The 26307-nt window shown below is 62.9% G+C and carries 20 protein-coding genes; 10 read left to right on the plus strand and 10 right to left on the minus strand.

Going from position 1 to position 26307, the window contains the following annotated elements:
• Positions 1 to 43 precede the first annotated feature (43 nt).
• Positions 44 to 718, plus strand: a complete 675-nt coding sequence (locus tag AB8A50_RS01565; RefSeq protein ID WP_320447647.1) for a Crp/Fnr family transcriptional regulator — start codon at positions 44 to 46, stop codon at positions 716 to 718.
• A gap of 163 nt (positions 719 to 881) precedes the next feature.
• Here AB8A50_RS01565 and AB8A50_RS01570 read toward each other — a convergent pair whose 3' ends face one another.
• The 7 genes from AB8A50_RS01570 to AB8A50_RS01600 all read right to left on the minus strand — a co-directional run bounded on the left by AB8A50_RS01570 (position 882) and on the right by AB8A50_RS01600 (position 9487).
• Positions 882 to 1577, minus strand: coding sequence for an ABC transporter ATP-binding protein (locus AB8A50_RS01570; RefSeq protein WP_439076529.1), 696 nt, complete (start codon positions 1575 to 1577; stop codon positions 882 to 884).
• Entirely contained in the window at positions 1577 to 2326 is a 750-nt protein-coding gene (locus AB8A50_RS01575) for an ABC transporter ATP-binding protein (RefSeq protein WP_231077459.1), read from the minus strand. Before AB8A50_RS01575 ends, AB8A50_RS01570 begins: the two co-directional genes overlap by 1 nt.
• Positions 2323 to 3636 carry a branched-chain amino acid ABC transporter permease gene (locus tag AB8A50_RS01580; protein ID WP_439076530.1) on the minus strand — a complete coding sequence of 438 codons (1314 nt, stop codon included), beginning with the start codon at positions 3634 to 3636 and terminating at the stop codon, positions 2323 to 2325. The genes AB8A50_RS01575 and AB8A50_RS01580 overlap by 4 nt, the downstream gene beginning before the upstream one ends.
• The gene (locus AB8A50_RS01585) at positions 3633 to 4580 is read right to left on the minus strand and encodes a branched-chain amino acid ABC transporter permease (RefSeq protein WP_439068154.1); all 948 of its coding nucleotides are present in this window, start codon (positions 4578 to 4580) and stop codon (positions 3633 to 3635) included. The genes AB8A50_RS01580 and AB8A50_RS01585 overlap by 4 nt, the downstream gene beginning before the upstream one ends.
• A gap of 202 nt (positions 4581 to 4782) precedes the next feature.
• Entirely contained in the window at positions 4783 to 6015 is a 1233-nt protein-coding gene (locus AB8A50_RS01590; protein WP_089268117.1) for a branched-chain amino acid ABC transporter substrate-binding protein, read from the minus strand.
• A gap of 128 nt (positions 6016 to 6143) precedes the next feature.
• A complete protein-coding gene (locus AB8A50_RS01595; RefSeq protein ID WP_439076531.1) occupies positions 6144 to 8588 on the minus strand; it encodes a CoA transferase in 2445 nt (814 codons plus the stop codon).
• A 62-nt stretch (positions 8589 to 8650) separates the two neighbouring features.
• Positions 8651 to 9487 carry a uroporphyrinogen-III synthase gene (locus AB8A50_RS01600; protein WP_439076532.1) on the minus strand — a complete coding sequence of 279 codons (837 nt, stop codon included), beginning with the start codon at positions 9485 to 9487 and terminating at the stop codon, positions 8651 to 8653.
• 144 nt (positions 9488 to 9631) lie between these two features.
• Here AB8A50_RS01600 and purU point away from each other — a divergent pair, with 144 nt between their 5' ends.
• Positions 9632 to 10492 (plus strand): formyltetrahydrofolate deformylase, encoded by an 861-nt coding sequence (gene purU / locus AB8A50_RS01605; protein ID WP_089268114.1) that lies wholly within the window; start codon positions 9632 to 9634, stop codon positions 10490 to 10492.
• A 33-nt stretch (positions 10493 to 10525) separates the two neighbouring features.
• Here the strand turns inward: purU and AB8A50_RS01610 are convergent, their stop codons facing one another.
• Positions 10526 to 10705, minus strand: coding sequence for a hypothetical protein (locus AB8A50_RS01610; protein WP_092147566.1), 180 nt, complete (start codon positions 10703 to 10705; stop codon positions 10526 to 10528).
• Positions 10706 to 10904: 199 nt separating this feature from the next.
• A complete protein-coding gene (locus AB8A50_RS01615) occupies positions 10905 to 12629 on the minus strand; it encodes a winged helix-turn-helix domain-containing protein (RefSeq protein ID WP_439076533.1) in 1725 nt (574 codons plus the stop codon).
• A gap of 213 nt (positions 12630 to 12842) precedes the next feature.
• On the opposite strand from AB8A50_RS01615, the gene AB8A50_RS01620 reads away from it, so the two are divergent.
• The gene (locus AB8A50_RS01620; RefSeq protein WP_439076534.1) at positions 12843 to 15638 is read left to right on the plus strand and encodes an autotransporter outer membrane beta-barrel domain-containing protein; all 2796 of its coding nucleotides are present in this window, start codon (positions 12843 to 12845) and stop codon (positions 15636 to 15638) included.
• A gap of 232 nt (positions 15639 to 15870) precedes the next feature.
• The gene (locus tag AB8A50_RS01625) at positions 15871 to 19041 is read left to right on the plus strand and encodes an autotransporter outer membrane beta-barrel domain-containing protein (RefSeq protein ID WP_439076535.1); all 3171 of its coding nucleotides are present in this window, start codon (positions 15871 to 15873) and stop codon (positions 19039 to 19041) included.
• Positions 19042 to 19581: 540 nt separating this feature from the next.
• On the opposite strand, the gene AB8A50_RS01630 is transcribed toward AB8A50_RS01625, so the two are convergent.
• Positions 19582 to 20073, minus strand: coding sequence for a MarR family winged helix-turn-helix transcriptional regulator (locus AB8A50_RS01630; protein WP_439076536.1), 492 nt, complete (start codon positions 20071 to 20073; stop codon positions 19582 to 19584).
• Positions 20074 to 20321: 248 nt separating this feature from the next.
• Between AB8A50_RS01630 and AB8A50_RS01635 the strand changes: the two genes are divergently transcribed.
• The 6 genes from AB8A50_RS01635 to AB8A50_RS01660 all read left to right on the plus strand — a co-directional run bounded on the left by AB8A50_RS01635 (position 20322) and on the right by AB8A50_RS01660 (position 26236).
• Positions 20322 to 21491 carry an ABC transporter substrate-binding protein gene (locus tag AB8A50_RS01635; protein ID WP_439076537.1) on the plus strand — a complete coding sequence of 390 codons (1170 nt, stop codon included), beginning with the start codon at positions 20322 to 20324 and terminating at the stop codon, positions 21489 to 21491.
• 189 nt (positions 21492 to 21680) lie between these two features.
• A complete protein-coding gene (locus AB8A50_RS01640; protein ID WP_068738185.1) occupies positions 21681 to 22547 on the plus strand; it encodes a branched-chain amino acid ABC transporter permease in 867 nt (288 codons plus the stop codon).
• A 52-nt stretch (positions 22548 to 22599) separates the two neighbouring features.
• Positions 22600 to 23598: a branched-chain amino acid ABC transporter permease gene (locus AB8A50_RS01645; protein WP_439079900.1), complete on the plus strand. Its 999-nt coding sequence runs from the start codon at positions 22600 to 22602 to the stop codon at positions 23596 to 23598.
• Complete coding sequence (locus AB8A50_RS01650) at positions 23595 to 24347, plus strand: ABC transporter ATP-binding protein (protein WP_089268231.1); 753 nt, start codon at positions 23595 to 23597, stop codon at positions 24345 to 24347. Before AB8A50_RS01645 ends, AB8A50_RS01650 begins: the two co-directional genes overlap by 4 nt.
• Positions 24340 to 25086 (plus strand): ABC transporter ATP-binding protein, encoded by a 747-nt coding sequence (locus tag AB8A50_RS01655; protein WP_439076538.1) that lies wholly within the window; start codon positions 24340 to 24342, stop codon positions 25084 to 25086. The genes AB8A50_RS01650 and AB8A50_RS01655 overlap by 8 nt, the downstream gene beginning before the upstream one ends.
• A gap of 31 nt (positions 25087 to 25117) precedes the next feature.
• The gene (locus AB8A50_RS01660) at positions 25118 to 26236 is read left to right on the plus strand and encodes a cobalamin-independent methionine synthase II family protein (protein WP_439076539.1); all 1119 of its coding nucleotides are present in this window, start codon (positions 25118 to 25120) and stop codon (positions 26234 to 26236) included.
• The last annotated feature ends 71 nt before the right edge of the window (positions 26237 to 26307 follow it).

The following is a 26307-nucleotide window of genomic DNA, read 5'->3' on the forward strand; positions in this document are numbered from 1 at the left end:
GAGTGTTCTTTTGCGCTGCAACATTCGAAGTGAAGCGGACCCTATGATTGCTGCAGATCATCTCAAGCGCATCGCGGCCTGGGCGCGGGACCTGAACGAGAAGGAGATCGAGGTCGCGCGCGCGGGCATCGTCGAGAAGTCGTTCAAGGCGAATGAATTCGTCTGCATGCGCGGCGACCAGTTCGAATACTGGACCGGCGTGGTGAGTGGTCTGGCGAAGATCGGCACCATCTCGCGCAGCGGCAAGGAAGTCAGCATCACCGGCCTCACGGCGGGCGCATGGTTTGGCGAGGGCAGCGTGCTGAAGAATGAGCCGCGACGTTATGACATTGTCCCGCTACGCGACTCCAAGCTCGCATTCATGGAGCGCCCGGCATTTATGTGGCTGTTCGAGAACAGTGTCGGCTTTAACCGCTTCCTGGTTTCGCTGTTGAACGAACGGCTCGGTCAGTTCATCGCACTGACTGAATATGGCCGCAGGCTCGATTCTACCGGGCGGCTCGCGCGCTGCATTGCCTCGCTGTTCAACCCGATCCTCTATCGCGACGCGGCCAGGCATCTGGATATCACCCAGGAAGAGCTCGGCGCGATCACCGGCATTTCGCGCCAAAAGGCCAACCAATGCCTGCAGACCCTGGAGAAGGAGGGTCTGCTGCGGCTCGAATATGGCGGCGTGACAGTGGTCGATCTGGAGAAGCTAGGTAGTTACGGCGATTAGGGCTTCCCTCGCCCCGCTTGCGGGGAGAGGGTGGCGTGGACGAAGTCCGCGACGGGTGAGGGGGAGCCAGCGAGTGAAACACTGGCTCCCCCTCACCCGAAGCCTCGCTGACGCTCGGCTCCGACCTCTCCCCGCAAGCGGGGCGAGGTAAGGAAGTCGGCGCTTACACTTCCAGCCATTCCCTGCGCACGGCGTCATTGGCCTTGAGCTCAGCCGGTGTGCCTTCGAACACGATCTTGCCGTGGCCCATCACATAGACCCGGTGCGAGATGCGGAGCGCGATCGACAGCTTCTGCTCGACCAGCAGGATCGCGACGCCGCGCCGTGCGATCTCGGCGATGAGATCGCCGACCTGCTGGACGATGATCGGCGCGAGGCCCTCGGTGGGCTCGTCGATCATCACCAGTTCAGGATCGCCCATCAGCGTCCGGCAGATCGTCAGCATCTGCTTCTCGCCGCCGGACAGCACGCCGGCTGCGGTATCGGCGCGCGCGGCGAGGTTCGGAAACATGCCCAGCATGTCATCGAGCTTCCACTTGCCGGGATGACGCGGATCCTTGATGCCCAGCATCAGGTTCTGCCGCACCGTGAGACCCGGAAAGATATCGCGATGTTCCGGCACATAACCGAGGCCGAGATGCGCGATCCTGAAGCTCGGCAGGCCGGCGATATTGGCGCCCTTGAAGGTGATCGTGCCGTGCGGTGGCACTTCGCCCATGATGGCCTTCACGGTGGTGGAGCGCCCGACGCCGTTGCGGCCGAGCAGCGAGACCACTTCGCCGGCATCGATATGTAGATCGACGCCCTGCAGAATGTGGCTCTTGCCATAATAGGCGTGCAGGTCCTGAACTTGGAGCATCACGCCACTTCCTCGCCGAGATAGGCTTCCTTGACCTTCGGATTGCCGCGGATTTCCTCCGGCGTGCCCGAGGCTATGATCTGGCCGTAGACCAGAACCGAGATGCGGTCGGCGAGGCCAAACACCACGCTCATGTCGTGCTCGACGATCAGCAGCGTGCGGCCCTCGGTCAGCCGCCGGATCAGCGCCACGGCACGCTCGGTCTCGGCGTGACTCATGCCGGCCGTGGGCTCGTCCAGCAGGATGACATCGGCGCCGCCGGCAATGGTGATGCCGATTTCGAGCGCGCGCTGTTCGGCATAGGTCAAAAGACCCGCGGGCACGTCGCGGCGCGATACGAGGTTGATATCCTGCAGGATCTGCGCGGTGCGGTCGCGCACCTCGGGCAGGTTGTCGACATTCTTCCAGAACGCATAACGATGGCCGGTGGCCCAGAGTACGGCGCAGCGCAGGTTCTCCCACACGCTCATCTTGGCAAAGACGTTGGTGACCTGAAAGCTGCGCGATAGCCCGCGGCGGTTGATCTGGAACGGCGGCAGGCCGGAGATCACCTGATCGCGCAGCAGGATGCTGCCGACTGATGGCTTCATATAGCCTGATATCAGATTGAACAGCGTCGACTTGCCGGCGCCGTTGGGGCCGATCAGCGCGTGACGTTCGCCTTGGGCCACCGTGAGGTTGACGTTGCGGATCACGGAGGTGATGCCGAAGGTCTTCTCGACGCCGCGTAATTCAATGGCGGTGCTCATGCGGCCACTCCCTTCTCGCGCGCGGCGGTCAGGGCGTCGTCCCAACTGCTGGCGACGCGCGCCCATGTCTTGCGCGCAATCACGAAGCCGCCGATCAGCAGCACGGCGGCAACGGCCCAGATCGCAGGGTTCGCTGCATCGAATGGAATCCCGAAGGCTTTGATGTGTGAATCCTCGCCGGGATTGACGGTGAAGTGGACAGTGGTCTCGATCGCCAGCATCAGGCCGGTGATCATCGCCAGCGTCGGTATGAAGGCGACGAGATAGCTCGGTAGCACACGGCTGAGCGTGCCGCCTTTCAGCAGCGGTCGGTGCATCATCAGAAGGCCGGTGATGCCGCCGGGCGCGAACATCACCACGGCGATGAAGATCAGGCCGAAATAGAGCTGCCAGACCTGCGTGAGATCGGAGAGGCCGAGCGACAGCAGCGTGACGAAGATCGCGCCGACGATTGGACCGATGAAGAAGCCGACGCCGCCGATATAGGTGGCGAACAACACGGTACCGGATTGTACGGCGCCGAGATAGGCCGAATTGGCGATCTCGAAATTGATCGCGGCTAGCGCGCCCGCTATGCCGGCGAACAGACCGGAGAAGCAGAAGGCGATATAGCGGATGATGTGCGGATCGTAGCCGACGAACTGCACACGCTCGGGATTGTCGCGCACGGCGTTGCACATGCGGCCCAGCGGCGTGCGGGTGAGGGCATACATCGCGATGACGGCGATCAACGTCCAGGCCGCGACCAGATAATAGATCTGGATCTGTGGGCCGAAGCTCCAGTCGAACAGGCGCAGCACCTTGGTGCGATTGGCGGAGACGCCGGCTTCGCCGCCGAAGAAGGTGCGCAGGATCAGTGCCGAGGATGCGACCAGTTCTGCGACACCGAGCGAGATCATCGCAAAGGCCGTACCGGAGCGCCGCGTCGACACCCAGCCGAGCAGCATGGCGAAGACGAGGCCAGCTGCGCCGCCGACCAGCGGCACCAGCGGCAGCGGGATCGCGAACTTGTTCCTGGCGATGATGTTGATGGCGTGGATCGCCAAAAAGCCGCCGAGGCCATAATAGACCGCATGGCCGAACGACAGCATGCCGGTCTGGCCGAGCAGGATGTTGTAGGACAGCGAGAAGATGATCGAGATGCCGATCAGGCTGAAGGTGGTCAGCGATCCGCCCGATGAAAACAGTTTCGGCAGCACCAGCAGCGCCAACGCGGCGGCGATCCAGATGCCGTAGAATTTCAGCCGGTCGGAGGCGGCGGGACGGGGCGGCGCGATGGTTGCCGGAATTTTGGCGGTGGCGTCGCTCATGTGTCGCGTGTTCCCAGCAGGCCCATCGGGCGGAAGATCAGGATCAGCACCAGCAGCAGATAGGGCATGATCGGTGCGATCTGGGCGACGGTGACGTTCCAGATATCGGACAGCCAGGTGGCGGCATAGTCGGGGCTGAGCGGGCCGAAGGCGCCGGCCAGCGAGCCGTTCATCGACACAGCAAAAGTCTGCACGAGGCCGATCAGCAATGATGCGATGAAGGCACCAGGCAGCGAGCCGAGGCCACCAACGACCACGACGACGAACAGGATCGGGCCCAGCAAACCGGCCATGTTGGATTGCGTCACCAGCGCCGGGCCTGCGATCACGCCGGCGACGGCGGCGAGCGCGGTGCCGACGCCGAACACCAGCATGAAGATGCGTCCGACATTGTGTCCGAGATGGCCGACCATATGCGGATGGGTCAGCGCAGCCTGCACGATCAGGCCGATGCGCGTGCGCTTCAGCACCACCAGCAATCCGACGAAGATCACGATGGAGACGACCAGCATGAAGATCTTGAAGGCCGGGTAGTTGGTGGAGAACAGCGTGAAAGCCGGGAAGTCGAGCAGCGGCGGTACGCGGAAATCGACCGGGCTCTTGCCCCAGATGATCTGCACGATCTCCTCGATGGCGAAAGCAAGCCCGAAGGTGAACAGCAGCTCGGCGACGTGGCCGTTCTTGTGAACGTGACGCAGGCCGTAGCGTTCGACGGCGGCGCCGAGCGCGCCGGCCAGCAGTGGCGCAAGGATCAGCGCCGGCCAGAAGCCGAACCAGCGGCTGATCTGGAAGCCGAAGAATGCGCCGAGCATATAGAAACTGGCATGGGCGAAGTTCAGCACGCCAAGCATGCTGAAGATCACCGTCAGGCCCGAGGCCATCAGGAACAGCAGCATGCCGTAGAGGACGCCGTTGAGCGTGGAAATGACGATCAGTTCAAGCACGAAGTATCTGCCTCTCGGGTGAGGAGTGTGCCGGAGTGCGGCGGCGTCTTAACCTCTCCCCGCTTGCGGGGAGAGGTCGGATTGCGCAGCAATCCGGGTGAGGGGGAGGCAGTGAGTGAAACTGAGAGTCCCCCTCATCCGTCCCGAACTTGCTCTACAAGTTCGGTCCACCTTCTCCCCGCAGGCGGGGAGAAGGCAGGGCTTACGGCCGTTCCATCTTGCACGTGGTGGGCAGCACCGTCTGCGGCGTGTCGATCTTGGCGGCCAGCTTCCAGCCCCAGCCGGTCTTTTCCTCGTCGAACGGCTCCTTGTCGGTGCGCTCGCCGAACGAGGCGATGTACATTGGCTGGAAGAACTGATGGTCGTCCTTGCGCATATTGCCCTTGCCACCGTCGAACACCTCGAACTCCATGCCTTCGAGGGCTGCGGCCACCTTCACCGGATCGAGCGACTTCGCTTTCTCGGCGGCTGCGGCGAACATGCGCATCTCGTTCACGGCGCGCGGATAGAACAGGCTGAAGTCATACTTGGCGCGCAGTGCCTTTTCGAACACGTCGGCCGAGGCGTGGCCGAGATTCGGGATGCCTTCGGCGATCTGGAACACCTGATGGTTCAGGCCGGCCTGCTTGATGGCGGTCGGGCCACCGGTGCCGCCGGCGTAATAAGTGAACCAGCTCACCTTCAGGCCTGCGTCAGCCGCAGCCTTCAGCAAGAGGGCAAAATCCTGACCCCAGTTGCCGGTGATGACGCTATCGGCGCCGGAGGCCTTGATCTTCGCAATGTAGGGCGCGAAGTCGGTGATCTTCAGCAGCGGATGCAGTTCGTCGCCGACGATCTTCACGTCGGGCCGCTTGGCGCCGAGCATGGCGCGCGCCTGGCTGCGCACCGACTGACCGAACGAGTAGTCCTGATTGATCAGGTAGACGTTCTTCACCGCAGGCACGGTCTTGATGTAGTTGGTGAGCGCTTCCATCTTGATGTCTGAATTGGCATCCCAGCGGAAATGCCAGAAGCTGCATTTCTCGTTGGTCAGAACCGGATCGACCGCCGCATAGTTGAAGTACAGGACTTCCTTGCCAGGATTGCGGTCGTTGAACTTGGTGACGAAATCCGACAGCGCACCGGCGACCGACGAGCCGTTGCCCTGGGTGATGTAGCGAATGCCGCCATCGATCGCCTTCTGCGCCTGGATCAGGCTCTCTTGCGGATTGGTCTTGTTGTCGAGTGGGACGATCTCGACCTTCTTGCCGAGAATGCCGCCCTTGGCGTTCAACTCATCGGCGAGAAACTGGAAGGTCTTGAGGCCGACTTCGCCGACGCTGGCGCCGCCGCCGGACAGTGGATCGATATAACCGATCTTCACGGTCTCCTGCGCCATCGCCGTGCCGCCGAGCATCGGCAGCGCAATGGACGCAATGAGGGCTAGTTTGCGCATGGTGTTTCTCCCTGGAAGCATTTGTGCTGGCCGTTGTCGCGGCGCCGAATCTTTTGATCCATCCGTCGCTGGCCTTATGCCGGGAGTGTGAGCCATGGCCGCAGAAGCTGCAAGCCTCACTTGCTGCCTCACTTGGTCGTAGGCGCGGCCTTCGCTTTCTTGGATATCGCAGCGTCGCCAATGATTTCCGCGGCGCGCAATTCGTCGATGTCCGCTGCGCTGAGGCCCAGGATATCGCGCAGGACTTCCTCATTGTGCTGGCCGAGCGTCGGCGCCAGCCGGGTGATCGGGTAGGGCAGTTTTGCACTGCCTTCGCGATAGGCAACGGAGGGCAGTAGATGCGGGCCCATAAATACCTTGGTCACGGGCTGCCAATGTCCGACTGCGAGCAGGTGCGGATCGCCAGCCAGATCCAGCGGCAGTCGCGCGGTACCCGCGGGCACGCCGGCGTCCTGCAGCGTCACCATGGCCAGATCCGGTCGCACCGTCGTCGTCCAATGCCGGACCGCGACCTCGATACGGTCCTCCTCGGCGCGGCGGCCCTCGGTGGTGGCAAGTGCAGCATCTTCAGCCAGGTCGTTGCGATGCATGACCTTGCACAGAGCTCGCCATTCGTCGTCACTGCGCACGGCAATGGTGATCCACTGATCTTCGCCGAGACAGGGAAAGCAACCGTTCGGCACGAAGCGCGGATGCCGGTTGCCGATGCGCGGGCCGGATTTGCCGGTGGCTGATTGCTCGATGACCGAGGGTGCGACAAGAGGCAGCAGGGCTTCCGTGGCACTGAGATCGATGTGTTGGCCGAGGCCGGTATTCTTCTGATGCATGAAGCCGAGCATCAATGCCGCCGCAGCACTGACGCCGCCGAAGGGATCACCAAGCGCGGCATGCAGCATGGTCGGCGGATCGCCCTCACGCCCGGTCACTGACGGCAGGCCGGAAGCTTGCTCCAGCGTCGAGCCATAGGCGCGCACGCCGCTCCATGGACCGGTCATGCCGAAGGCGGGCATCGTCACCACCACGAGACGCGGATTGATCTTGTGCATGGCTGCGGCATCGAGGCCCATGCGTGGCAGCACGTCGGCGGCATAGTTGTCGATCACCGCATCGGCGCCGGCGAGCAATTGCTTCAGCAGCTCCTTGCCGCGGGGATTGGTGAGATCCAGTGTGATGCCGCGCTTGTTGCGGTTCATCTGCTGAAACCAGTAGATTTTCTCGTAGGTGCGTTCGGGAAAATACGGGCCGCGTGGATCGGTGCCACGAAACCAGTCGGGATACTGGCAGGACTCGACCTTGATGACGTCGGCGCCGAGATCTCCCATCTGCCGCGTGGCCGATGGACCAGCCCAGCCCATGGTGAGATCGATAATGCGCAGCCCTTTCAGCGGCTGCGGATCGTCAGGTGTTGCCTGCCGCGTGGCCACGCGCCGATGCGCAAGCAGGGCGTCGATTGTGTCATCGCCGGCAAATGGCGCGCGGCCATTCGGTTTGGGGCGCGAGCCCGTAAGTGTTTGCGGCAGCACCGGCGCATCGAATGATGCGCTGCCGATCTCGACTTTCGCGAAGGCGCCGCGATCGCGGTAGTATTGCTGCTTCAGCAGCGTCTCCATGTCCGGCACGACAGCGAGCGGAAGACGCAGCTCGATGCCCATCTCGAACCATTCGTTGGCGCTCTTGTGCATCAGGATGGGCTGGAAGATATCAAACAGCGCCTTCGAATTATTGGTGCGCGCGAGACCGTCGTTGAACTGCGGCTCCGTCTCCAGTTCGGGAAGGCCGAGCATCACGCAGAACGCAGCCCATTGCGCCGGCGTCACGACGGTGATGCCGAGCCAGCCGTCCTTGGTTGGGAAATTGCCGACGGGATAGCCGCGGCCGAACCGGTTGATGGCCATGCGTGGCCGCGTGAAGCCGACTTCCAGTGCGAGTCCTGTGTCGAATTCGCTGATCTGCAGCATCGCCTCATGCGCGCTGACGGCAAAGCGCCGCGCGCCGGTGTTGCGACCATACATGCCGGCCAGTGTCGGAATGAACGCGGTGAGGCCGGCCATGACGGCGATCTGGCCGTCGCGGGGCAGCACCGGCGGGCCTTCCTGCGCACCGACCAGCTTCACGCTGCCCGCGAGACTGCGACAGACGGAGTCCGTCGTCTGATAATTGCTGTAGAGGCCGTGTTCGCCGAACCACGAGATCGCGGTGATCGCGAGGCCGGGTTGCTCCTTGCGCAGATCATCATGCGTCAGGAGTGAGTTGGGAATCTCCGAAGGCGCGCGTGCATCGATCAGCAGATCGCATGTCGCAAGCAACGCGCGGACACGCGCGACATCGTCGGACTTGTCGAGATCGGCGATGACGCTGCGCTTGTTGGTATTCAGCCAGGCGAAATATCCGCTCTCGCGGCGGCCATCGCCGGCATCGACGAGCGGCGGATAGTGCCGCGCAGGATCGCCGCCCGGCGGTTCGATCTTGATGACCTCGGCGCCGAAATCCGAAAACAGTTTGCCGCAGTAATCCAGCGTGTCGCCGGATCCAATTTCCGCGACACGCAAATCCGATAGTGGCAAGTTTGGCATTTCCGCCCGATCATTTTTTTTATGTGTCGGGGCATCATGTCGAGATGTATGCGGGCGTCAAGTCATTCGGCGCGCGCTGCAGCCTTGTCGAGCGCGATCGACATCGCCGAGATCAGCGGCTTCATGAAGAACGCATCATTGGCCGGAGTGATGTCGGCTTCGAGGCCGTATGATTTCAATTCGTCTGACACGACAGGGCCGACCGACGCGATCGGTGTCTTTGCAAGTGCACTGCGCAATTGATCCTCGCGGTCATGCGCCTTTGCAGCATCGACGAGGCGACGCACCTGACCTGAACTCGTCAGCGCGATGGCATCGACGCGGCCGGCTTCCATTTCGTCGATGGCCGAGAGGATGTTCGTTTCAGCAGCCTTGGAGTCGTAGACGTAAGGCAGCACCGTATCGACCTCGACGCCGCAGGCGGTGATCGCTGATATCAGAACGCTGTGGTCCTTCTCGGGATAGAGCTGCAGGCCGAGGCGATGGCCTTTGAGATCGAGCCGCGACAGCATTTCGGCGACGCCTTCGGAGGTCGGCTTCTCGGTGGTGATGTCAGCCTCGAGGCCGATCTCGCGCAAGGCGCGCCCGGGCTTCGGTCCGCGGGCGAATTTGCGGGATTTGCCGACTGCGGCGACGAACTCTTTTTCGATGCCGCGTTGACGCACGATTTTCATCATCCGGCGAAGCCCTTCGCCGGTCATTAAAACGAGGTCGTCGAACGGGTTAGCAATGAATCGGCCGATCCAGGCCTCGACCGGGGCGGAATCCGGCGCGTCCTCGATGGTGAACATCGGACATTGCAGCACATTGGCGCCCTGTTCGGTCAGCAGCCGGGAGAATTGCGCTTCCTCGCGGGTCTCCAGGATCAGGATGCGATAACCGTTGAGCTTGTCAGCCATCTCTATTTTCTGCCTGTTTTCGCACGTTAATTCGCTGGCAATGACGTCCATATTGCAGCGCGCAATTGGATTGGCGCAAGGCCGCCGCGGATGATAGAGCAGGGCCTCGATTTCCGGTTCACTTGAAGCAGATCAGCCCGTCCCATGTCCCATCAATTCGTCCTGACCCTGTCCTGTCCAGATCGCCCCGGCATCGTGTCCGCTGTATCGACCTTCCTGGCCCATAATGGCCAGAATATTCTCGATGCCCAGCAGTTCAACGATGTCGAAACCGGGCACTTCTTCATGCGCGTGGTGTTCAACGCCGCCGACGTGAATGTCGGTCTGGCGGCGCTGCAGACCGGCTTCGGGGCCATTGCAGAGCGCTTCAAGATGGACTGGCAGATGCGGGACCGGGCGACGCGTCGCCGCGTCATGCTGCTGGTGTCGAAGTCCGATCACTGCCTCGTCGATATCCTGTATCGCTGGCGCACCGGCGATCTCGACATGATCCCGACCGCGATCGTCTCGAACCATCCGCGCGAAGCCTTCAAGGATCTCGATTTCGGCGACATCCCGTTCCACCACATGCCGATCACCAAGGAGACCAAGCGCGAGCAGGAGCAGGCGATCTGGGATCTGGTCGGCACGACCGAGACCGAGCTCGTGGTGCTGGCGCGTTACATGCAGATCCTGTCCGACGAGATGTCGGCGAAACTGTCCGGCAAGTGCATCAACATCCACCACTCGTTCCTGCCGGGCTTCAAGGGCGCACGGCCCTATCACCAGGCGCACGCGCGCGGCGTCAAGCTGATCGGCGCTACCGCGCATTACGTGACCAGCGATCTCGACGAAGGTCCGATCATCGATCAGGACGTCGAGCGCATCAGCCATCGCGACACGCCGGAAGAACTCGTGGCCAAGGGCCGCGACATCGAGCGCCGCGTGCTGGCGCGCGCCATGCGCTATCACCTCGAGGATCGCGTGATCCTCAACGGCATGAAGACCGTTGTTTTCATGAACTGAGCGACGCCGTCGCGGCGTCGGACGATAGCGCGATCAGCGAACGGCCTCTGCAGAGGGCGATGTGGCGGGGTCAGGCCCCGTCATGGCGCCGGATTGCTGCTGCTCGTGCCGCTTCGCATAGGCCTCGTATTCGGGAGAGCCAGGACGCGGAGGCGCGTCTGCTGGCAGGCCGCCAGCCCATGCCGGGATCAGGTCGGCCATGCCGCCGGCCATGAATGAACTGATCGAGCCACAACCGCCAAGGCTGCAGGACAACAGCACAAGACAAACAAAAGCGGGGACGCGGCGGGATACTGGCATTGTGGCAACGTTGTTTGAGGCGGTCTGCGGAATATAGCAGATCTGCGACGGGTTTTGCCGACAATTGAAGGCAAATCAATGGTCAAATATTACCGAGCGTGGCTGGGCGATCTCAGTGCGCCGGCAATCCGGCCGCGATCAGCGCCTGTTCGATCCGGCCGCGCGCTTCCATATATGCGGCGCTGACATTCTTGGTCGGGATCCCGATGTTGCTCACTGTCGAACCGGGCCGCAGCTTCAAGCCTTGCGTCAAAGCCGCCTGTGCTTCGTCCGTGCGGCCCAACCGCTGGTAGGCCGCGGCCAGCAGCACAAGCGGACGCCCGGAGGCCGGTGTGATGGCGATGGACCGTTGCAGCCAGGGCAATGCTTCTTCGTCGCGGCCCATCATCAGGTAGCTCACTCCCGCGCCAAGCAGCCAGGTCCAGCGCGACACCGGCGGCGTATCAAACCGGTTGGCTTGCTTGAACGTTGCCAGCGCGTCCTCGAACCGGCCAAGCGGAAGTTGCCCGAGGCCTATGTGGTACAACGCCATTCCGTTCCAGGGATCGAACGCCAATGTTCTGGCGCAAACCACCAGGCTTTCGACAAATTCATTGGTCGCGTTGAGAAAGCGGCAATAGGCTTCGAGCACCGGAATAGAACTGGGTCTGGTCCGCACCGCGCGCTCCAGCATGGCCTTGGCATTTTTCTCCGCTGCGGCGGCGTCGTCCGGGCCGTACCAGACCATCTGGATGCCGCGCATTTGCAGCGCCGCGAGCGCGACTTGCAGGTCGGCATTGTTGGGCTCTTCGGCGAGCGCTTTTTCCAGCATCGCCTGCGCCGTGGCGAAACGCTCGCGTGTGGTCTGGTTGATTGAGGCGATGGCCTGCTCGATCGCAACCCTGGCATTGCCGGGCGAACGGCCGACGGTTGCAGCGCTTCGTGCACCCGGCTCAAGAAGCGCGTTGATGCGAAGCGCGAGCGGATGTCCAAGTCCCGCCGCCAGCCGGGACCGTTGCATCCCGAGGTCTGGCTCTTCCAGGTCTGAATCCTTGAAGCTGACGGCCACCGGCACAGTCCACACCACTTCGCCGGTCGCCGTCCTAGTCATGCGCGCACGCAGCTCCCACGACCGCTCGCCTTTCGCCAGTTCGCCATTCACGACGAAGTCCGGTTGTGTCGCAAGTGGCGATGCCGGCTGCGGCGCGGTTTGCGTCATCACGCGAATATTGTAGATCTTCGCCAGGCCATCGACGAGACGCGTGGTCACGTTCGCTGCCGTCTCGGCGACCTGACTGTCGCTGCCCACACCGGCGATCGGCATCACGGCGATGGTCGGCGGCGCTCGCCCGAAGATGACATCCGGACCGAAGATCGGGGCGGCAACGGCCAGTCCAACGATCGCGCCGAGCCCCGCCATTGCGGCGAGCGCCGCGGGTCCGTGCAAGCCGAACAACCGCCGCCGTTCGACGGGTTCAGCGGCGGCCACGGCGCGGGCAGGCTCCCCGCTCAAGGCGGCCAGCGGCAACGCGGCTGGCGTCTCCACGGCGGCCGGTTCGGCCAACATCTCGACATCGAACATATAGCCGCGGCCGGACACGAGCTTGATCATCTGCCGCTGATCGTCGCCCAGCGCGGTACGAAGCTCCCGGATGCACTGAAACAGGCTGTCTTCGCCGACATGGACGTTCGGCCAGACCGCCTCCATCAGCTCCTGTTTGCTGATGATGCGGCCGGCGTTGGCTGCGAACAGCGCCAGCATATCGAAGGTTTTCGGCCGAAGCTTGATGGCTTTGCCGTCTGGCCCGCGCAGCTCGGCGCGCAGCCGATCAAATTCAAAGCCAGCAAAACGGTACACCGTGCCTCCGCGGTTTCCCGAAACCGTCCGGGGCCAGCAATTACCAGAAAACGCGCCGTGCGGGCGTCTGATCGCAAGATATCAGAAAAACTTCAGAAAATACGCGCGCTGCTTCAGGACGCCCGCGCGCCACCCGTGCGACGTTGATTCTGCCGTCTCGGGCCTTCGGTTGCCGAAATGCCCGAGCGACGGCGAACTGGAATGGGGTGGCGGGTGGCGCTAGGGCTTTTCAACCAGAGACTCGCCAACCAGAGACTTGGGCCGGCGCGCCGGCTGCGGGCCATTTTGCTGGCGTCGTCGGCACTGGGCCTGGCGCCCGTTTTGGCGGCGCTGCCGGCGGCGGCGCAGGATTCGACCTGGCTGCTCAATCCCGGCTCTAACAACTACAACCTGGCTGGTAACTGGAGCGCGGGGGTGCCGACCGGCACCGCGACATTCGGAGTCACGAACGCCGCCTCTGTGGTTATCACTGCCGATATTGTGTTCGACAGCTGGATTTTTTCCGCCGGGGCGCCGGCCTACACGTTCTCAAGCGACAATCTCAGAACGCTTGAGTTCAGCGGCGGCGGCATTTCCGTCCTTGGCGGCAGCGTCAATTTTATCAATGGCGGACTGCTGAATTTCAACAATGCCAGCACCGCTGGCAGCGCCACGCTGACGAACCCGGGTATTTTGTCTTTTAATCAAACCAGCACGGCCGGCAGCGCCAATATCGTCAACACCTACGTTTTGGGGTTTTATAATAACAGCACGGCCGCAAACGCTACCATCAACAGCAGCAATTCGATGTCGTTCAACGGAACGACGACAGCGGGCAATGCGAGGATCACGAATACCGGCAATCTCGCTTTCAACGCGAGCAGCACAGCCGGCAGCGCGACCATTACCAGTACCAATGACCTGTTTTTCAGTAATAGTGCGACGGCTGGCGGCGCCACGATCACCAATTCAAACTTGCTGCGTTTTCTTGACACAAGCAGCGCCGGAAACGCGTCCATTCTCAATGTCAACTTGATGTATTTCTACAACGCCTCCACGGCCGGCAGTGCGGCGATAACCAACGGCGGTTTGCTAAACTTTATAAGTACGAGTACGGGTGGCACCGCTGCGATTACCAATGGCGCGGCAGGCGTCACGGATTTCAGCGCTCATGTCGGCGCGCTTGGCGTCGGTTCGATTGCCGGCGGCGGCTCGTTCACCCTCGGCGCCAACCAACTGACCGTCGGCGGCAATGATCTGTCGACCAATGTCACCGGAATCATTGCTGATGGTGGCCATGGCGCCGGCGGCATCGGCGGGTCGCTTGTCAAAGCCGGCACCGGCACGCTGACATTGTCCGGCGCCAACACCTATACCGGTGCGACCACGGTCAATGGCGGCGCGCTGATCGTCAATGGCTCGATTGCCTCGTCATTGATGCTCACCGTCAACAATGGCGCCATGCTCGGTGGCACCGGCACGCTCGGCAACACGACGATTGCATCGGGCGGCACACTGGCGCCGGGCAACTCGATCGGCACCATCACCGTCAATGGCAACCTGACCTTCGGCGCCGGGTCGAACTACAATGTCGAGGTCTCGCCGTATTCATCCGACCGCACCAATGTCACCGGCAGCGCTACGCTGAACGGCGGCACTGTCAATGCCAGCTTCGCGGCGGGCTCTTACGTTGTCAGGCAATACACCATCCTCAACGCTACCGGCGGTCTTGGTGGCACCACCTTCAACGCGCTCGTTAACAGCAATCTGCCGTCAGGCTTCAGGACCAGCCTGAGCTACGACGCCAACAATGCCTATCTGGATCTGGCGCTTGCCTTCATCGCGCCGCCGAACACCGGCCTCAGCGGCAATCAGTCCGGCGTCGGTAGCGCGCTGGTCAATTACTTCAACCGCAATGGCGGCATTCCGCTGGTCTATGGCGGACTGACCGCCACCGGGCTGACGCAGGCCTCCGGCGAGACTGCAACGGGATCGCAGCAGATCGCCATGGGGGCGACGACGCAGTTCATGGGATCGATGACCGACATCTTTGCAGCAGGTCGCGGCGGCACGGCGCCGGGCGCGATGGGATTCGCCGACACCAACGCTGACACATCGACAGCGAAGAGCCGTGCGGCGCGCGATGCCTATGCGATGTTCACGAAAGCACCACTGGCGCAAGCCTATGATCCGCGCTGGAGCGTGTGGGCGTCGGGCTTCGGCGGTACGCAGACCACCGATGGCAATGCGGCCGCCGGTTCGAATACATCGAGCAGCCGCATCGGCGGCGTCGCCGTCGGCGCCGACTATCTGATCTCGCCCAACACCGTCGCCGGTTTTGCGATGGCCGGCGGCGGCACCAGCTTCAGCGTGACAGGCGGCGGCTCCGGTCGCTCCGACCTGTTCCAGATCGGCGGCTTCGTGCGCCACGCGATCGGCTCGACCTATCTGTCCGGCGCACTGGCCTATGGCTGGCAGGACGTCACCACCAACCGCGCTGTGATGACGGATCAGTTGCAGGCGCGTTTCAGCCCCGATACGTTTTCGGGACGTTTTGAAGTCGGCAATCGCACCGTCACGTCATGGCAGGGCGGCCTCGGTCTCACGCCTTACGCCGCCGTCCAGTTCACCGCCGTCATGTTGCCGGCCTATGCGGAAACCGCTGTCGCCGGCAGCAACGCCTTCGCGCTCAGCTACACATCCAAGACCGTGAACGACACCCGCAGCGAACTTGGCCTGCGCACCGACAAGTCCTTCGCTGTCAACGATGCGATCCTGACGCTGCGCGGCCGCGCGGCTTGGGCGCATGATTTCAACACCGACCGCGCCGTATCGGCGACGTTCATGTCGCTGCCCGGCGCGAGCTTCGTCGTCAACGGCGCAGCGGCGGCGCATGACGCCGCGCTGACCACGGCCTCGGCCGAGATGTCCTTCATCAGCGGCATCTCGCTCGCTGCGACATTCGAAGGTGAGTTCTCGGATGTCACGCGCTCTTATGCCGGCAAGGGCGTGGTGCGCTATACGTGGTGATCGCGCCTGTCTGATGGGTGACGTCGGCTTGATCGTCGTGCCAGGATGCGCCCAACGGGTTGTGACTTTCCGGCGACATTGCCGGGGAATCATCCGCCGGACCGCCCATTTTTGGGGGCCGCGCGTCGCTTTGCGCAAAATGCGACGACGGCGCGGTTCCATTGTGGCAGGGTCCGCTCCGATACACGGCTTCGCCGCGCCCTTGAGCGTCGAAATGCAACGGGGTGAGCGGGTGGCGATACGGGTTCTCAACGATCGATTCGGCGCGGCGCGCCGGTTGCGGGCCATTTTGCTGGCGTCGTCGGCGCTATGCCTGGTGCCCTTTTTGGCGGCGCTGCCTGCGGCGGCGCAGGACGCAACCTGGCTGAGCGCGCCTGGCTCGGGCGACTTCAACACGGCAGCGAACTGGGGTCCGGCCGCGGTGCCGACCGGCACCGCGTTCTTCGGCACGTCCGGCGTCGCCGCGCTGTCATTTTCGGCCTCTACGACCCTCGGCGGCTGGACCTTCAATGCCGGTGCTTCGGCTTACAGCTTCACCGTCGGAAGCAGTCTCTTTTTCGTCGGCGCCGGCATCGTCGTCAACGGCGGCTCAGTCGACATCACCAACAACAGCGTCATGGCTTTCGCCAACTCCAGCACGGCCGGCAGTGCCACCATCGCCAACAACTTCCAACTGCAATTCATCAACACCAGCACGGCCGGCAACGCGGCCATCACCAATGGCGCGGCGGGCACCACGGATTTCGGCGGATCGACCGGCCCCCTTGGCGACAACAAGCTCAGCGCCGGCTCGATCAACGGCGGCGGCACTTTCAGACTGGGCCAAAACGAGTTGACGGTCGGTGGCAACAACTTCTCCACCAATGTCACCGGCGTCATCGCCGACGGCGGCACCGGCGGCTCGCTGGTGAAGACCGGCGCCGGCACGATGATCCTGTCCGGGATCAACACCTACACCGGCGGCACGACCTTTGCCGGCGGCACGATTAGCGTCGCGCAGGATGCCAATCTCGGCGGCGCAGCGGGGGCGCTGACCTTCACCGGCGGCACGCTGCAGACGACTGCCGGCTTTTCATCGGCGCGCAGCATTGCTTTGGGCACTGGCGGCGGCACCCTGCAGGTCGATACCGGCACTCTCGAACTGTCCGGCAATATCGCGGACAGCGGCGGGACGCCTGGCGCATTGACCAAGACCGGCGCCGGTACACTGTCGCTCACCGGCAACAGCATTTATACGGGCGCCACCAATATTCTTGCCGGCACGCTGCTCGCGAGCGGCTCGCTCAGCCCGGACAGCGCCTATACGATCGCGGCCGGCGCCACGCTGGCCCTCGACAGCCCGTTCCAGTTCATCGGCTCGCTGGCCGGCGCCGGCAGCGTGACCAATGCCAACGCCGCCGATGCGGTTCTGGTCGTCGGCCTCAACAACAGCAGCACGACCTTTGCCGGCGTGATCAGAGATGGCGCGGCGGCGAAGATGTCGCTGTGGATCGACGGCACCGGCGTCACGACACTGACCGGCGCCAACACCTATACCGGCGGCACCGCGATCTGCTTCTGCTCGACGCTGCAGATCGGCAATGGCGGCACCACCGGTTCGATTGTCGGAGATGTCACCAACGGCGGCACGCTGATCTTCAATCGCTCGAACTTCTACAGCTTCGACGGAGTCATTTCCGACAGCGGCGCCGACCAGGGCAAACTGGTGAAGACCGGTGCGGGCAACACCGTGCTGAGCGGGATCAACACCTATACCGGCACGACGACGGTCGACGTCGGCACGCTCAGCGTCAACGGTTCGATCGCATCGTCGTCGCTGACTACGGTGAATCCAGGCGGCACGCTCGGCGGCAACGGTTTTGTCGGCGACACGCTGATCAATGGCGGCACGCTGGCGCCCGGCAACTCGATCGGCACGCTCAATGTCACTGGCAGCCTGACGATGACGGCGGCATCGACCTATCTGGTGCAGATCTCCGGAGCATCATCCGACAAGACCATCGTCACCGGTACGGCGACGCTGGTCGGCAGGGTCGCAGTCGATCCGCTGGCGCGCATCGCCGCGACGACGACCTATACGATCCTGACTGCCGGCACGATCAGCGGCAGCTTCGACACGACAACCCTGCTCAACAACTTCGCGCGCAATGCGCGGCTGAGCTATGTGGGCAACGACGTGTTGCTGACCGTCGATCCCGGCCTGCTCAGCCCGAACCTGCCGGACAGTGCCAGCCGCAATCAGAAGGCCGTCGCAACTGCCATCGACAATGCGCTGGTGAGCGGCGGCACGATGCCGAGCCAGTTCAACGCGCTGTTTGCGCTCACCGGCGATGCACTGCGCAACGCGCTGACGCAGACCTCGGGCGAAACCGCGACGGGATCGCAGCAGACGACCTTCAACGCCATGACGCAGTTCATGGGCATGATGACCGATCCGTTCAGCGCGGGCAGGGGATTCGATGCGCCGGGCGCGATGGGATATGCGGATGCGCGCAAGCCGCGTGATGCCTTCGCGATGTTCACCAAGGCGCCTCCGCGCGCGCCGTCCTTTGAGACGCGCTGGAGCGTCTGGGCCTCGGGCTTCGGCGGCTCGCAGACCACCGACGGCAATGCGGCGATGGGATCGAACACCGCGCGCAGCAGCATCGGCGGCACCGCCGTCGGCGCCGACGTGCTGTTGTCGCCGAACACGGTGGCCGGATTCTCGCTCGCGGGCGCCGGCACGAATTTCTCCGTGGCCAATGGCGGCAGCGGTCATTCGGACATGTTCCAGATGGGCGCCTTCGTGCGCCACAGCGTGTCGTCTGCCTATATCACCGCCGCGGCCGCCTATGGCTGGCAGGACATCACCACCGATCGCATCGTGACCGTCGCAGGTCTCGATCGCCTGCATGCGCAATTCACTGCGAATTCCTATTCGGCGCGGGTCGAAGGCGGCAACCGCACTGTGAGTTCATGGCTCGGCGGCGTCGGCGTGACGCCCTATGTCGCCGCGCAGGTGATCGCATTCGACCTGCCGTCCTATGCGGAAACCGTCAATGGCGGCGCCAGCACCTTTGCGCTGAACTACGCGGGCAAGACAGTGACATCGACCCGCAGCGAACTCGGCCTGCGCACCGACAAGTCCTTCGCCGTCAACGATGCGATCCTGACGCTGCGTGGCCGCGCGGCGTGGGCGCATGACTTCAACAGCGATCGCAGCGTGGCCGCTACGTTCCAGTCGCTGCCAGGCGCATCGTTCACGGTGTCCGGCGCAGCGCCGGCACGCGATGCGGCGCTGACCACCGCCTCGGCCGAGATGGCATGGAGTAACGGCCTTTCCGTCGCTGCCACATTCGAGGGCGAGTTCTCGGATGTGACGCGCAGCTATGCCGGCAAGGGCGTTGCGCGTTATACGTGGTAGCAGGTGCCGAGGGCGCGGTGCGCTGCGCGCATTCGTTCGGCACAAATCTGAAAATAATCCTTGACGTTGTTTTCGGAGAGATTATATTCCGTTGCATCCCGTCCCACTTTGAGGGGCGTTGCCAGGGACGCTTGTTAGCGCGGGGCGGGATGTGGCGCTTGCGGGCGGGAGGGAGACGTTCCCTCACGCACTCGGGAGGCCTTGGGTCACCGTCCGGCCCCACTACGGGGGTCTGCCACTCATGCTGGCTGGACGTGGCATTGGTGAACGGCGGGAAACCGTCGGGATAAGCGGACTGCGGAGGTCTGCGCCTTTGCCCGGAAGAACGGTCCCGGGGACAGAAATCGCCACGATGGAGCGTCGAAAGGCGTTTCCGCGGCCTCTGCTGTCCGGCGATCCGGACATTACGCTGCGGCACTAACTGAAGTCGCGCCTTTCGGCGCTTCATCTCCCTCATTCTTGAGGGAGCCCCCCGGGACTGCCACGCACGCGCGCAGGCGCGGGCAAGGACGGCGCGTGGCCGCACTCAGCCATGTCGTCTCACGCCGTGGTCTTGCGCTTCGATCCAGCGGGTTTGCGAACCTGTACCGCGTTGACCGCCGGTGCCTGTGCCAGCAGGCGGCCCAGCATGTCGATCAGCTTTTCGACTTCCTTCTCATCGAGGCAATCCAGCAGGACCCGTTCGCGATCCAGCGCCAGCTCGATGATCCGGTCATGCAACGCGCGGCCGGATTTGGTCAGGATGACGACGCGCCTGTTGTCGCCGGCCAGGTCACTGACCGTTACGCTGCCGTTGTCCACCAGTGATTTAAGGGTGCGGCTGACCAGCCCCTTGTCGAGATCGAAATACTGGCAAATCTGTTGTGCGGTGCACGCGTCTTCGCTGGCGAGTTTCGAGAGAATCCGCCATTCGGTGACGCCGACGCCGAATTCGCGCCGATAGGCACTTGAGGCACCCGCAGCGAGCTTGTTGCCCAGGAAATTGATGAGCGCCGGTACATATCGTCCGTGGTTGATCACCGGCTTTGTCATCTGGATACGATCTGCAATCTGAAATGAACGGAAATCGAGCGGCCCGTGAATGCTTGGCTAGACTTTAGCAGCATGCCACGATGCGTCGGAATTACGCAGTTCAACAGACCGCGTTGTGTTGTCAACCCAGCCGTTGACAGGTCAACATGGCTCCGTTATCGCGGGCGATCATCATCGCGGGCGACGGCGTATGGGGACTATGACTTCACGGCCTTGAAGAGCCGGCATCACCTACAGAGGAGGAATTAATGCTGAGGAATTTCATTTCCGCGACCGTGACCGCTGTCAGCGTGCTGTCCATCGGCGGGCTCGCGCAGGCGCAGGAGACCGTCAAGATCGGCCTGATCGTGCCGATGACCGGTGGTCAGGCTTCGACCGGCCAGCAGATCAACAACGCGATCAAGCTCTATCAGCAGAAGAACGGCGACACCGTTGCCGGCAAGAAAGTCGAAATCATCCTCAAGGATGACGCGGCGCTGCCCGACAATACCAAGCGTCTCGCGCAGGAACTGATCGTCAACGAGAAGGTCAACATCATCGCCGGCTTCGGCGTCACGCCGGCTGCGCTCGCCGCTGCGCCGCTCGCGACCCAGGCCAAGGTGCCGGAAATCGTGATGGCTGCCGGCACCTCGATCATCACCGAGCGTTCGCCCTATATCGTGCGCACCTCGTTCACGCTGGCACAGTCCTCCACCATCATCGGTGACTGGGCTGCCAAGAACGGCATCAAGAAGGTCGCGACGCTGACCTCCGACTACGCACCGGGCAACGACGCACTGCAGTTCTTCAAGGAGCACTTCACCGCCGGTGGCGGCGAGATCGTCGAAGAGGTCAAGGTGCCACTCGCCAATCCGGACTTCGCGCCGTTCCTGCAGCGCATGAAGGACAGCAAGCCCGACGCGGTGTTCGTGTTCGTGCCCGCCGGGCAGGGCGGCAACTTCATGAAGCAGTATGCCGAGCGTGGCCTCGACAAGTCCGGCATCAAGGTGATCGGACCCGGCGACGTGATGGACGACGACCTGCTCAACAACATGGGCGATGCAGCCTTGGGCGCCGTGACCGCGCATCTCTATTCTGCCGCGCATCCGTCCGCGATGAACAAGGAGTTCGTTGCGGCCTACAAGAAGGCCTACAACACCCGTCCGGGCTTCATGGCGGTCGGCGGCTGGGACGGCATCCATCTCGTCTATGAAGCGCTGAAGAAGACCGGCGGCAAGGCCGACGGTGACAGCCTGATCGCGGCGATGAAGGGCATGAAGTGGGAGAGCCCGCGCGGCCCGATCTCGATCGATCCGGAGACCCGCGACATCGTGCAGAACATCTATATCCGCAAGGTCGAGAAGGTGGACGGCGAACTCTACAACATCGAATTCGCGACCTTCGAGGCGGTGAAGGATCCCGGCAAGACGAAGAAGTAACTTTCGCAGTAGCGCACTGCCGCCAGTCGCATCCCTCCCCCTTGCGGGGAGGGTCGGCCGATAGGCCGGGGTGGGGGTGCCCCACGCTCCGTCCTATTGTGGGGCACCCCCACCCGACCGGCCTGACGGCCGGCCACCCTCCCCACGCAAGTGCGGGGGAGGGATAAGAAAGAAAGTGCTCACCATCCCATGACCCTTCTCACCATTCTGTTCGACGGCGTCGCCTACGGCATGTTGCTGTTCGTGCTGGCGTGCGGGCTGGCGGTGACGCTGGGCCTGATGAACTTCGTCAACCTCGCGCACGGCGCCTTCGCCATGGCGGGCGGTTATGCCTGCGCGATCCTGGTCAATCGCGCCGGCCTGCCATTCTTTGCGGCTTTGCCGATTGCTTTCGTGGTGAGCGCTGCGATCGGCGCCGTGCTGGAGCGATCGCTATATCGCCATCTCTATACGCGCAGCCATCTCGACCAAGTGCTGTTCACCATCGGCCTCGTCTTCATGTCCGTGACGGCGATGGACTACTTCATGGGCTCGGCGCAGACCTTTATCCATCTCCCGGATTATCTGCAGGGCCAGATCAATCTGTTCGGCCTTGGCGTCGGTCGCTATCGCCTGATGATCATCGTGATCTGCGGATTGCTCACCATCGCATTGCAGATGATCCTGTCGAAGACGCGCTTCGGCAGCCGGCTGCGCGCCGCGGTGGACGATCCGCGCGCCGCGTCGGGTTTGGGCATCAACGTTCCGCAGGTCTTCGCGCTGACCTTCGCGTTCGGCTGCGGATTGGCTGGCATGGGCGGTGCACTTGGCGCGGAAATCCTCGGCCTCGATCCGTATTTCCCGCTGAAGTTCATGATCTACTTCCTGATCGTGGTGACGGTCGGCGGTTCGTCCAGCATCACCGGGCCGTTCCTGGCCTCGCTGCTGCTCGGCATCGGCGACGTCGCCGGCAAATATTACGTGCCGAAGCTCGGCGCCTTCGTGATCTACACCATGATGATCGTGATCCTGATCTGGCGCCCGAACGGCCTGTTCGGCCGCACCGCGGCGCGGTGAGGGGATCATGACAGCGAACAGCACCACCCATCCGGAAGTCGGCACCTTTGCCATGGCGCGCGCGCAATGGCGCTGGCCCGAAGTCGTGTTCTGGCTCGCCGCCGCAGGCTGCATCCTGCTGTTTCCGAACCGCTACCTGATCCTGACCGAGATCGCGTGGCTCGCGCTGTTCGCGCTCTCGCTCGACCTCATCCTCGGCTATGCGGGCATCGTCTCGCTCGGCCACGCCGCATTCTTCGGCTTCGGTGGCTACGCGGCGGGGCTGCTGGCATTGCACGGCATTGTCACGGAGCCTGTGATCGCATTGGTCGTTGCTGGTCTCGCCGCAATGGTACTCGGCTTCGTGACGAGCTTTCTCGTCATGCGCGGGTCAGATCTGACGCGGCTGATGGTGACGCTCGGTATTGCGCTTTTGCTGCGCGAACTCGCCAACCGCTTTTCAAATATCACCGGTGGCTCCGATGGCCTTCAAGGCATCGAGATGGCGCCGATCCTCGGCCAGTTCTCGTTCGATATCTTCGGCAAGGTCGGCTTCATCTATTGTCTCTGCGTGCTGTTCGTCTTGTTCCTGCTTGCACGACGCATCGTGCATTCGCCGTTCGGCCTGTCGCTGCGAGCGATCCGCAACAATCCGCTGCGCGCCTCGGCGATCGGCATTCCCGTCAATCGTCGGCTGATCGCGATCTACACCATCGCCGCCTTCTATGCGGGCGTTGCCGGCGCACTCTCGACGCAGACGACGGCGCTGGCCTCGCTCGATGGTTTCGCCTTCGATCGCTCCGCCGACCTGATGCTGGTGCTGATCATCGGCGGCACCGGCTATCTCTATGGCGGCTTGATCGGTGCGGTGATCTTCAAACTGCTGCAGGAGCTGTTCTCGACGTTGACGCCGCAATACTGGCAGTTCTGGATCGGCGCCGTGCTGGTGGTCATCGTGCTGATCGGCCGCGACCGCATGCATCGCTGGGCGATGTTCCTGCCGCGCCTGATCGCAAGCAAGTTCAGCCGCGCCAAGACGCCGGTCGTTGCGCCGGAAGGTGAGGCGCCATGACCATCGCGCTAGAAACCGTCAATCTCGAAAAATCTTTCGGTGGCCTCCGCGTCACGCGCGATCTGTCGCTGAAGATCGAGGCCGGCGCGCGTCACGCGCTGATCGGCCCGAACGGTGCCGGCAAGACAACCGTGATCAATCTTCTGACCGGCGTGCTCAAGCCCAATTCTGGCCGCATCCTACTGGAGGGCAACGACATCACCGGTCTGCCGGTGCACAAACGTGTCTTGCGCGGGCTGTCGCGGACCTTCCAGATCAATCAGCTCTATCCCGACATGACGCCGCTGGAGACGGTCGGTCTCGCTGCGTCCGAACATCTCGGCCATGGCAGCGACTGGTGGCGTCGCATGGGCACCCGCAGTGACGTCAATGACGCGATCGCGGAAAACCTCGCGCGCTTTCACCTGCTCGACGTCATGAATGAACCGACGGCGACATTGCCCTATGGCAAGCAGCGCCTGCTCGAGATCGCTGTCGCCATTGCCACCAAGCCGCGCGTGCTGCTGCTCGACGAGCCGGCTGCAGGCGTGCCGGAAAGCGAGCGCCACGATATTCTCTCTGCCGTCGCCAGCCTGCCGCGCGATGTCACAGTGCTGCTGATCGAGCACGACATGGATCTGGTTTTTTCCTTTGCCGATCGCATCTCTGTGCTGGTCGCGGGCGCCATGCTGGTGGAAGGCCCACCGGACGAAGTCGCGCGCGATCCGCGCGTGAAGGCCGTGTATCTGGGCGAGGGCGCCGATGTCTGATCTCCTCGACATCAATGACCTGCGCGCGGGCTATGGCGAAGCCGTGGTCATTCCGAAGATGACGCTGCAACTCGGCGAAAGCCAGGTACTGGCACTGCTCGGGCGCAACGGCACCGGCAAGACCACGCTGATCAATTCCATTGTCGGCGTTACCCGCCGCTTCAGCGGCACGCTGAAGCTTGGCGGAAAAGACATCACATCGCTGCGGCCGGACCAGCGCGCCCGCGCCGGCATCGGCTGGGTGCCGCAGGAGCGCAACATCTTCCGCTCGCTCACCGTGGAAGAAAACATGACCGCCGTGGCGCAGCCCGGACCATGGGACGTCAAGAAGATCTACGAGATGTTTCCGCGGCTCGAAGAGCGCAAGAACAATTTCGGCAATCAGCTCTCCGGCGGCGAACAGCAGATGCTGGCGATTGGCCGTGCGCTGACGCTCAATCCGCAGGTGCTGCTGCTGGACGAACCGACCGAAGGCCTTGCACCGATCATCGTTGATGAGTTGCTGGCAGCGCTGGGCAAGATCACACGCGCCGGCGGCACCTGTTCCATCATCGTGGAACAGAATGCCCAAAAAATACTCGGGCTTGCCGATCGTGTCGTGATATTGGAACGCGGCACCATCGTGCATGATGCAACGAGTGCAGCGTTGAAATCCGATCCTGCCGTGCTGGAGCATTTCCTCGGCGTCGCCGGCGCGGCCGGCAGCAAGAATAAACACACGGCCGGCACACCCGGCTGATCTGCAAACCGAGCATTCTGGAGTAACGACTATGCAGAGAACCAAAGCCCCGTTCCGTGCCGACGAAGTCGGCAGCCTGTTGCGGCCCGCATCGATCAAGGAAGCGCGCGCCAGGCTGGAGAAGGGCGAAATTTCGGCCGACGACCTGCGCAAGGTCGAAGACATCGAAATCGAGAAGGTCGTGCATCGTCAGGCCTCGACCGGCCTCAAGCTCGCCACCGACGGCGAGTTCCGTCGGTCGTGGTGGCACTTCGACTTCCTCGCCAAGCTGACCGGCTGCGAACTCTATCATCCCGACACCGGCATCCAGTTCACCGGCGTCGAGACCCGTCATGACTCGGTGCGCGTGATCGGCAAGGTGGATTTCCCCGACGATCATCCGATGCTGGCGCACTTCAAGTTCCTGAAGAAGCATTGCGACACGGCGGGCGTCACCGCGAAAATGACCATTCCGTCGCCGGCTGTTCTGCATTTCCGCGGCGGTCGCAAGGCGATCTCGAAGGACGTCTATCCGGATATCGAAGTGTTCTTCGAGGATCTCGCCAAGACCTATCGCAAGGCCGTGAAGGCGTTCTACGACGCCGGTTGCCGCTATCTGCAGTTCGACGATACGGTCTGGGCCTATCTCTGCTCGGAAGATGAGCTGAACAAGGTCCGTGCGCGCGGCGAGGATGCCGACAACCTGCAGCAGATCTATTCGCGCATCATCAATTACGCGATCGCCGAGCGTCCTGCCGATATGGTGATCACAACGCATGTCTGCCGCGGCAACTTCCGCTCCACCTGGATTTCGTCGGGCGGCTACGAGCCAGTGGCTGAAACGCTGCTCGCTGGTACCAATTACGACGGCTACTTCCTCGAATACGATTCGGATCGTGCTGGTGGCTTCGAACCGCTGCGCTTCCTGCCGAAGGGCAACAAGGTTGTCGTGGTCGGTGTCATCACCTCGAAGTTCGGTGAGCTCGAGAAGAAGGAAGACATCAAGGCGCGCTTGCAAGAGGCTTCGAAGTTCGCGCCGCTCGAGCAGTTGGCCGTGTCGCCGCAATGTGGCTTCGCCTCCACCGAGGAAGGCAACATCCTCAGCGAAGAAGAGCAGTGGGCCAAGCTCAAGCTCGCGGTCGATGTCGCGAACGAGCTTTGGGGCAAGTAAGCCCGTTGTCGCCTGACCGGCAGCTCGCCAACAAAAATGCCCGGCTTTTGCCGGGCATTTGCATTTAGTCT

The sequence above is a fragment of the Tardiphaga sp. 841_E9_N1_2 genome (genome assembly GCF_051811065.1).
GTDB lineage: Bacteria > Pseudomonadota > Alphaproteobacteria > Rhizobiales > Xanthobacteraceae > Tardiphaga > Tardiphaga robiniae.

What these genes read in the sequence shown, in the direction of transcription:
- AB8A50_RS01575 (WP_231077459.1), bottom strand. Translation starts at nt 2,326, where the DNA reads ATGAGCACCGCCATTGAATTACGCGGCGTCGAGAAGACCTTCGGCATC.
- purU (WP_089268114.1), top strand. Translation starts at nt 9,632, where the DNA reads ATGTCCCATCAATTCGTCCTGACCCTGTCCTGTCCAGATCGCCCCGGC.
- AB8A50_RS01630 (WP_439076536.1), bottom strand. Translation starts at nt 20,073, where the DNA reads ATGACAAAGCCGGTGATCAACCACGGACGATATGTACCGGCGCTCATC.
- AB8A50_RS01565 (WP_320447647.1), top strand. Translation starts at nt 44, where the DNA reads ATGATTGCTGCAGATCATCTCAAGCGCATCGCGGCCTGGGCGCGGGAC.
- AB8A50_RS01655 (WP_439076538.1), top strand. Translation starts at nt 24,340, where the DNA reads ATGTCTGATCTCCTCGACATCAATGACCTGCGCGCGGGCTATGGCGAA.
- AB8A50_RS01645 (WP_439079900.1), top strand. Translation starts at nt 22,600, where the DNA reads ATGGCGCGCGCGCAATGGCGCTGGCCCGAAGTCGTGTTCTGGCTCGCC.
- AB8A50_RS01635 (WP_439076537.1), top strand. Translation starts at nt 20,322, where the DNA reads ATGCTGAGGAATTTCATTTCCGCGACCGTGACCGCTGTCAGCGTGCTG.
- AB8A50_RS01595 (WP_439076531.1), bottom strand. Translation starts at nt 8,588, where the DNA reads ATGCCAAACTTGCCACTATCGGATTTGCGTGTCGCGGAAATTGGATCC.
- AB8A50_RS01600 (WP_439076532.1), bottom strand. Translation starts at nt 9,487, where the DNA reads ATGGCTGACAAGCTCAACGGTTATCGCATCCTGATCCTGGAGACCCGC.
- AB8A50_RS01580 (WP_439076530.1), bottom strand. Translation starts at nt 3,636, where the DNA reads ATGAGCGACGCCACCGCCAAAATTCCGGCAACCATCGCGCCGCCCCGT.
- AB8A50_RS01640 (WP_068738185.1), top strand. Translation starts at nt 21,681, where the DNA reads ATGACCCTTCTCACCATTCTGTTCGACGGCGTCGCCTACGGCATGTTG.
- AB8A50_RS01660 (WP_439076539.1), top strand. Translation starts at nt 25,118, where the DNA reads ATGCAGAGAACCAAAGCCCCGTTCCGTGCCGACGAAGTCGGCAGCCTG.
- AB8A50_RS01570 (WP_439076529.1), bottom strand. Translation starts at nt 1,577, where the DNA reads ATGCTCCAAGTTCAGGACCTGCACGCCTATTATGGCAAGAGCCACATT.
- AB8A50_RS01650 (WP_089268231.1), top strand. Translation starts at nt 23,595, where the DNA reads ATGACCATCGCGCTAGAAACCGTCAATCTCGAAAAATCTTTCGGTGGC.
- AB8A50_RS01590 (WP_089268117.1), bottom strand. Translation starts at nt 6,015, where the DNA reads ATGCGCAAACTAGCCCTCATTGCGTCCATTGCGCTGCCGATGCTCGGC.
- AB8A50_RS01610 (WP_092147566.1), bottom strand. Translation starts at nt 10,705, where the DNA reads ATGGCCGGCGGCATGGCCGACCTGATCCCGGCATGGGCTGGCGGCCTG.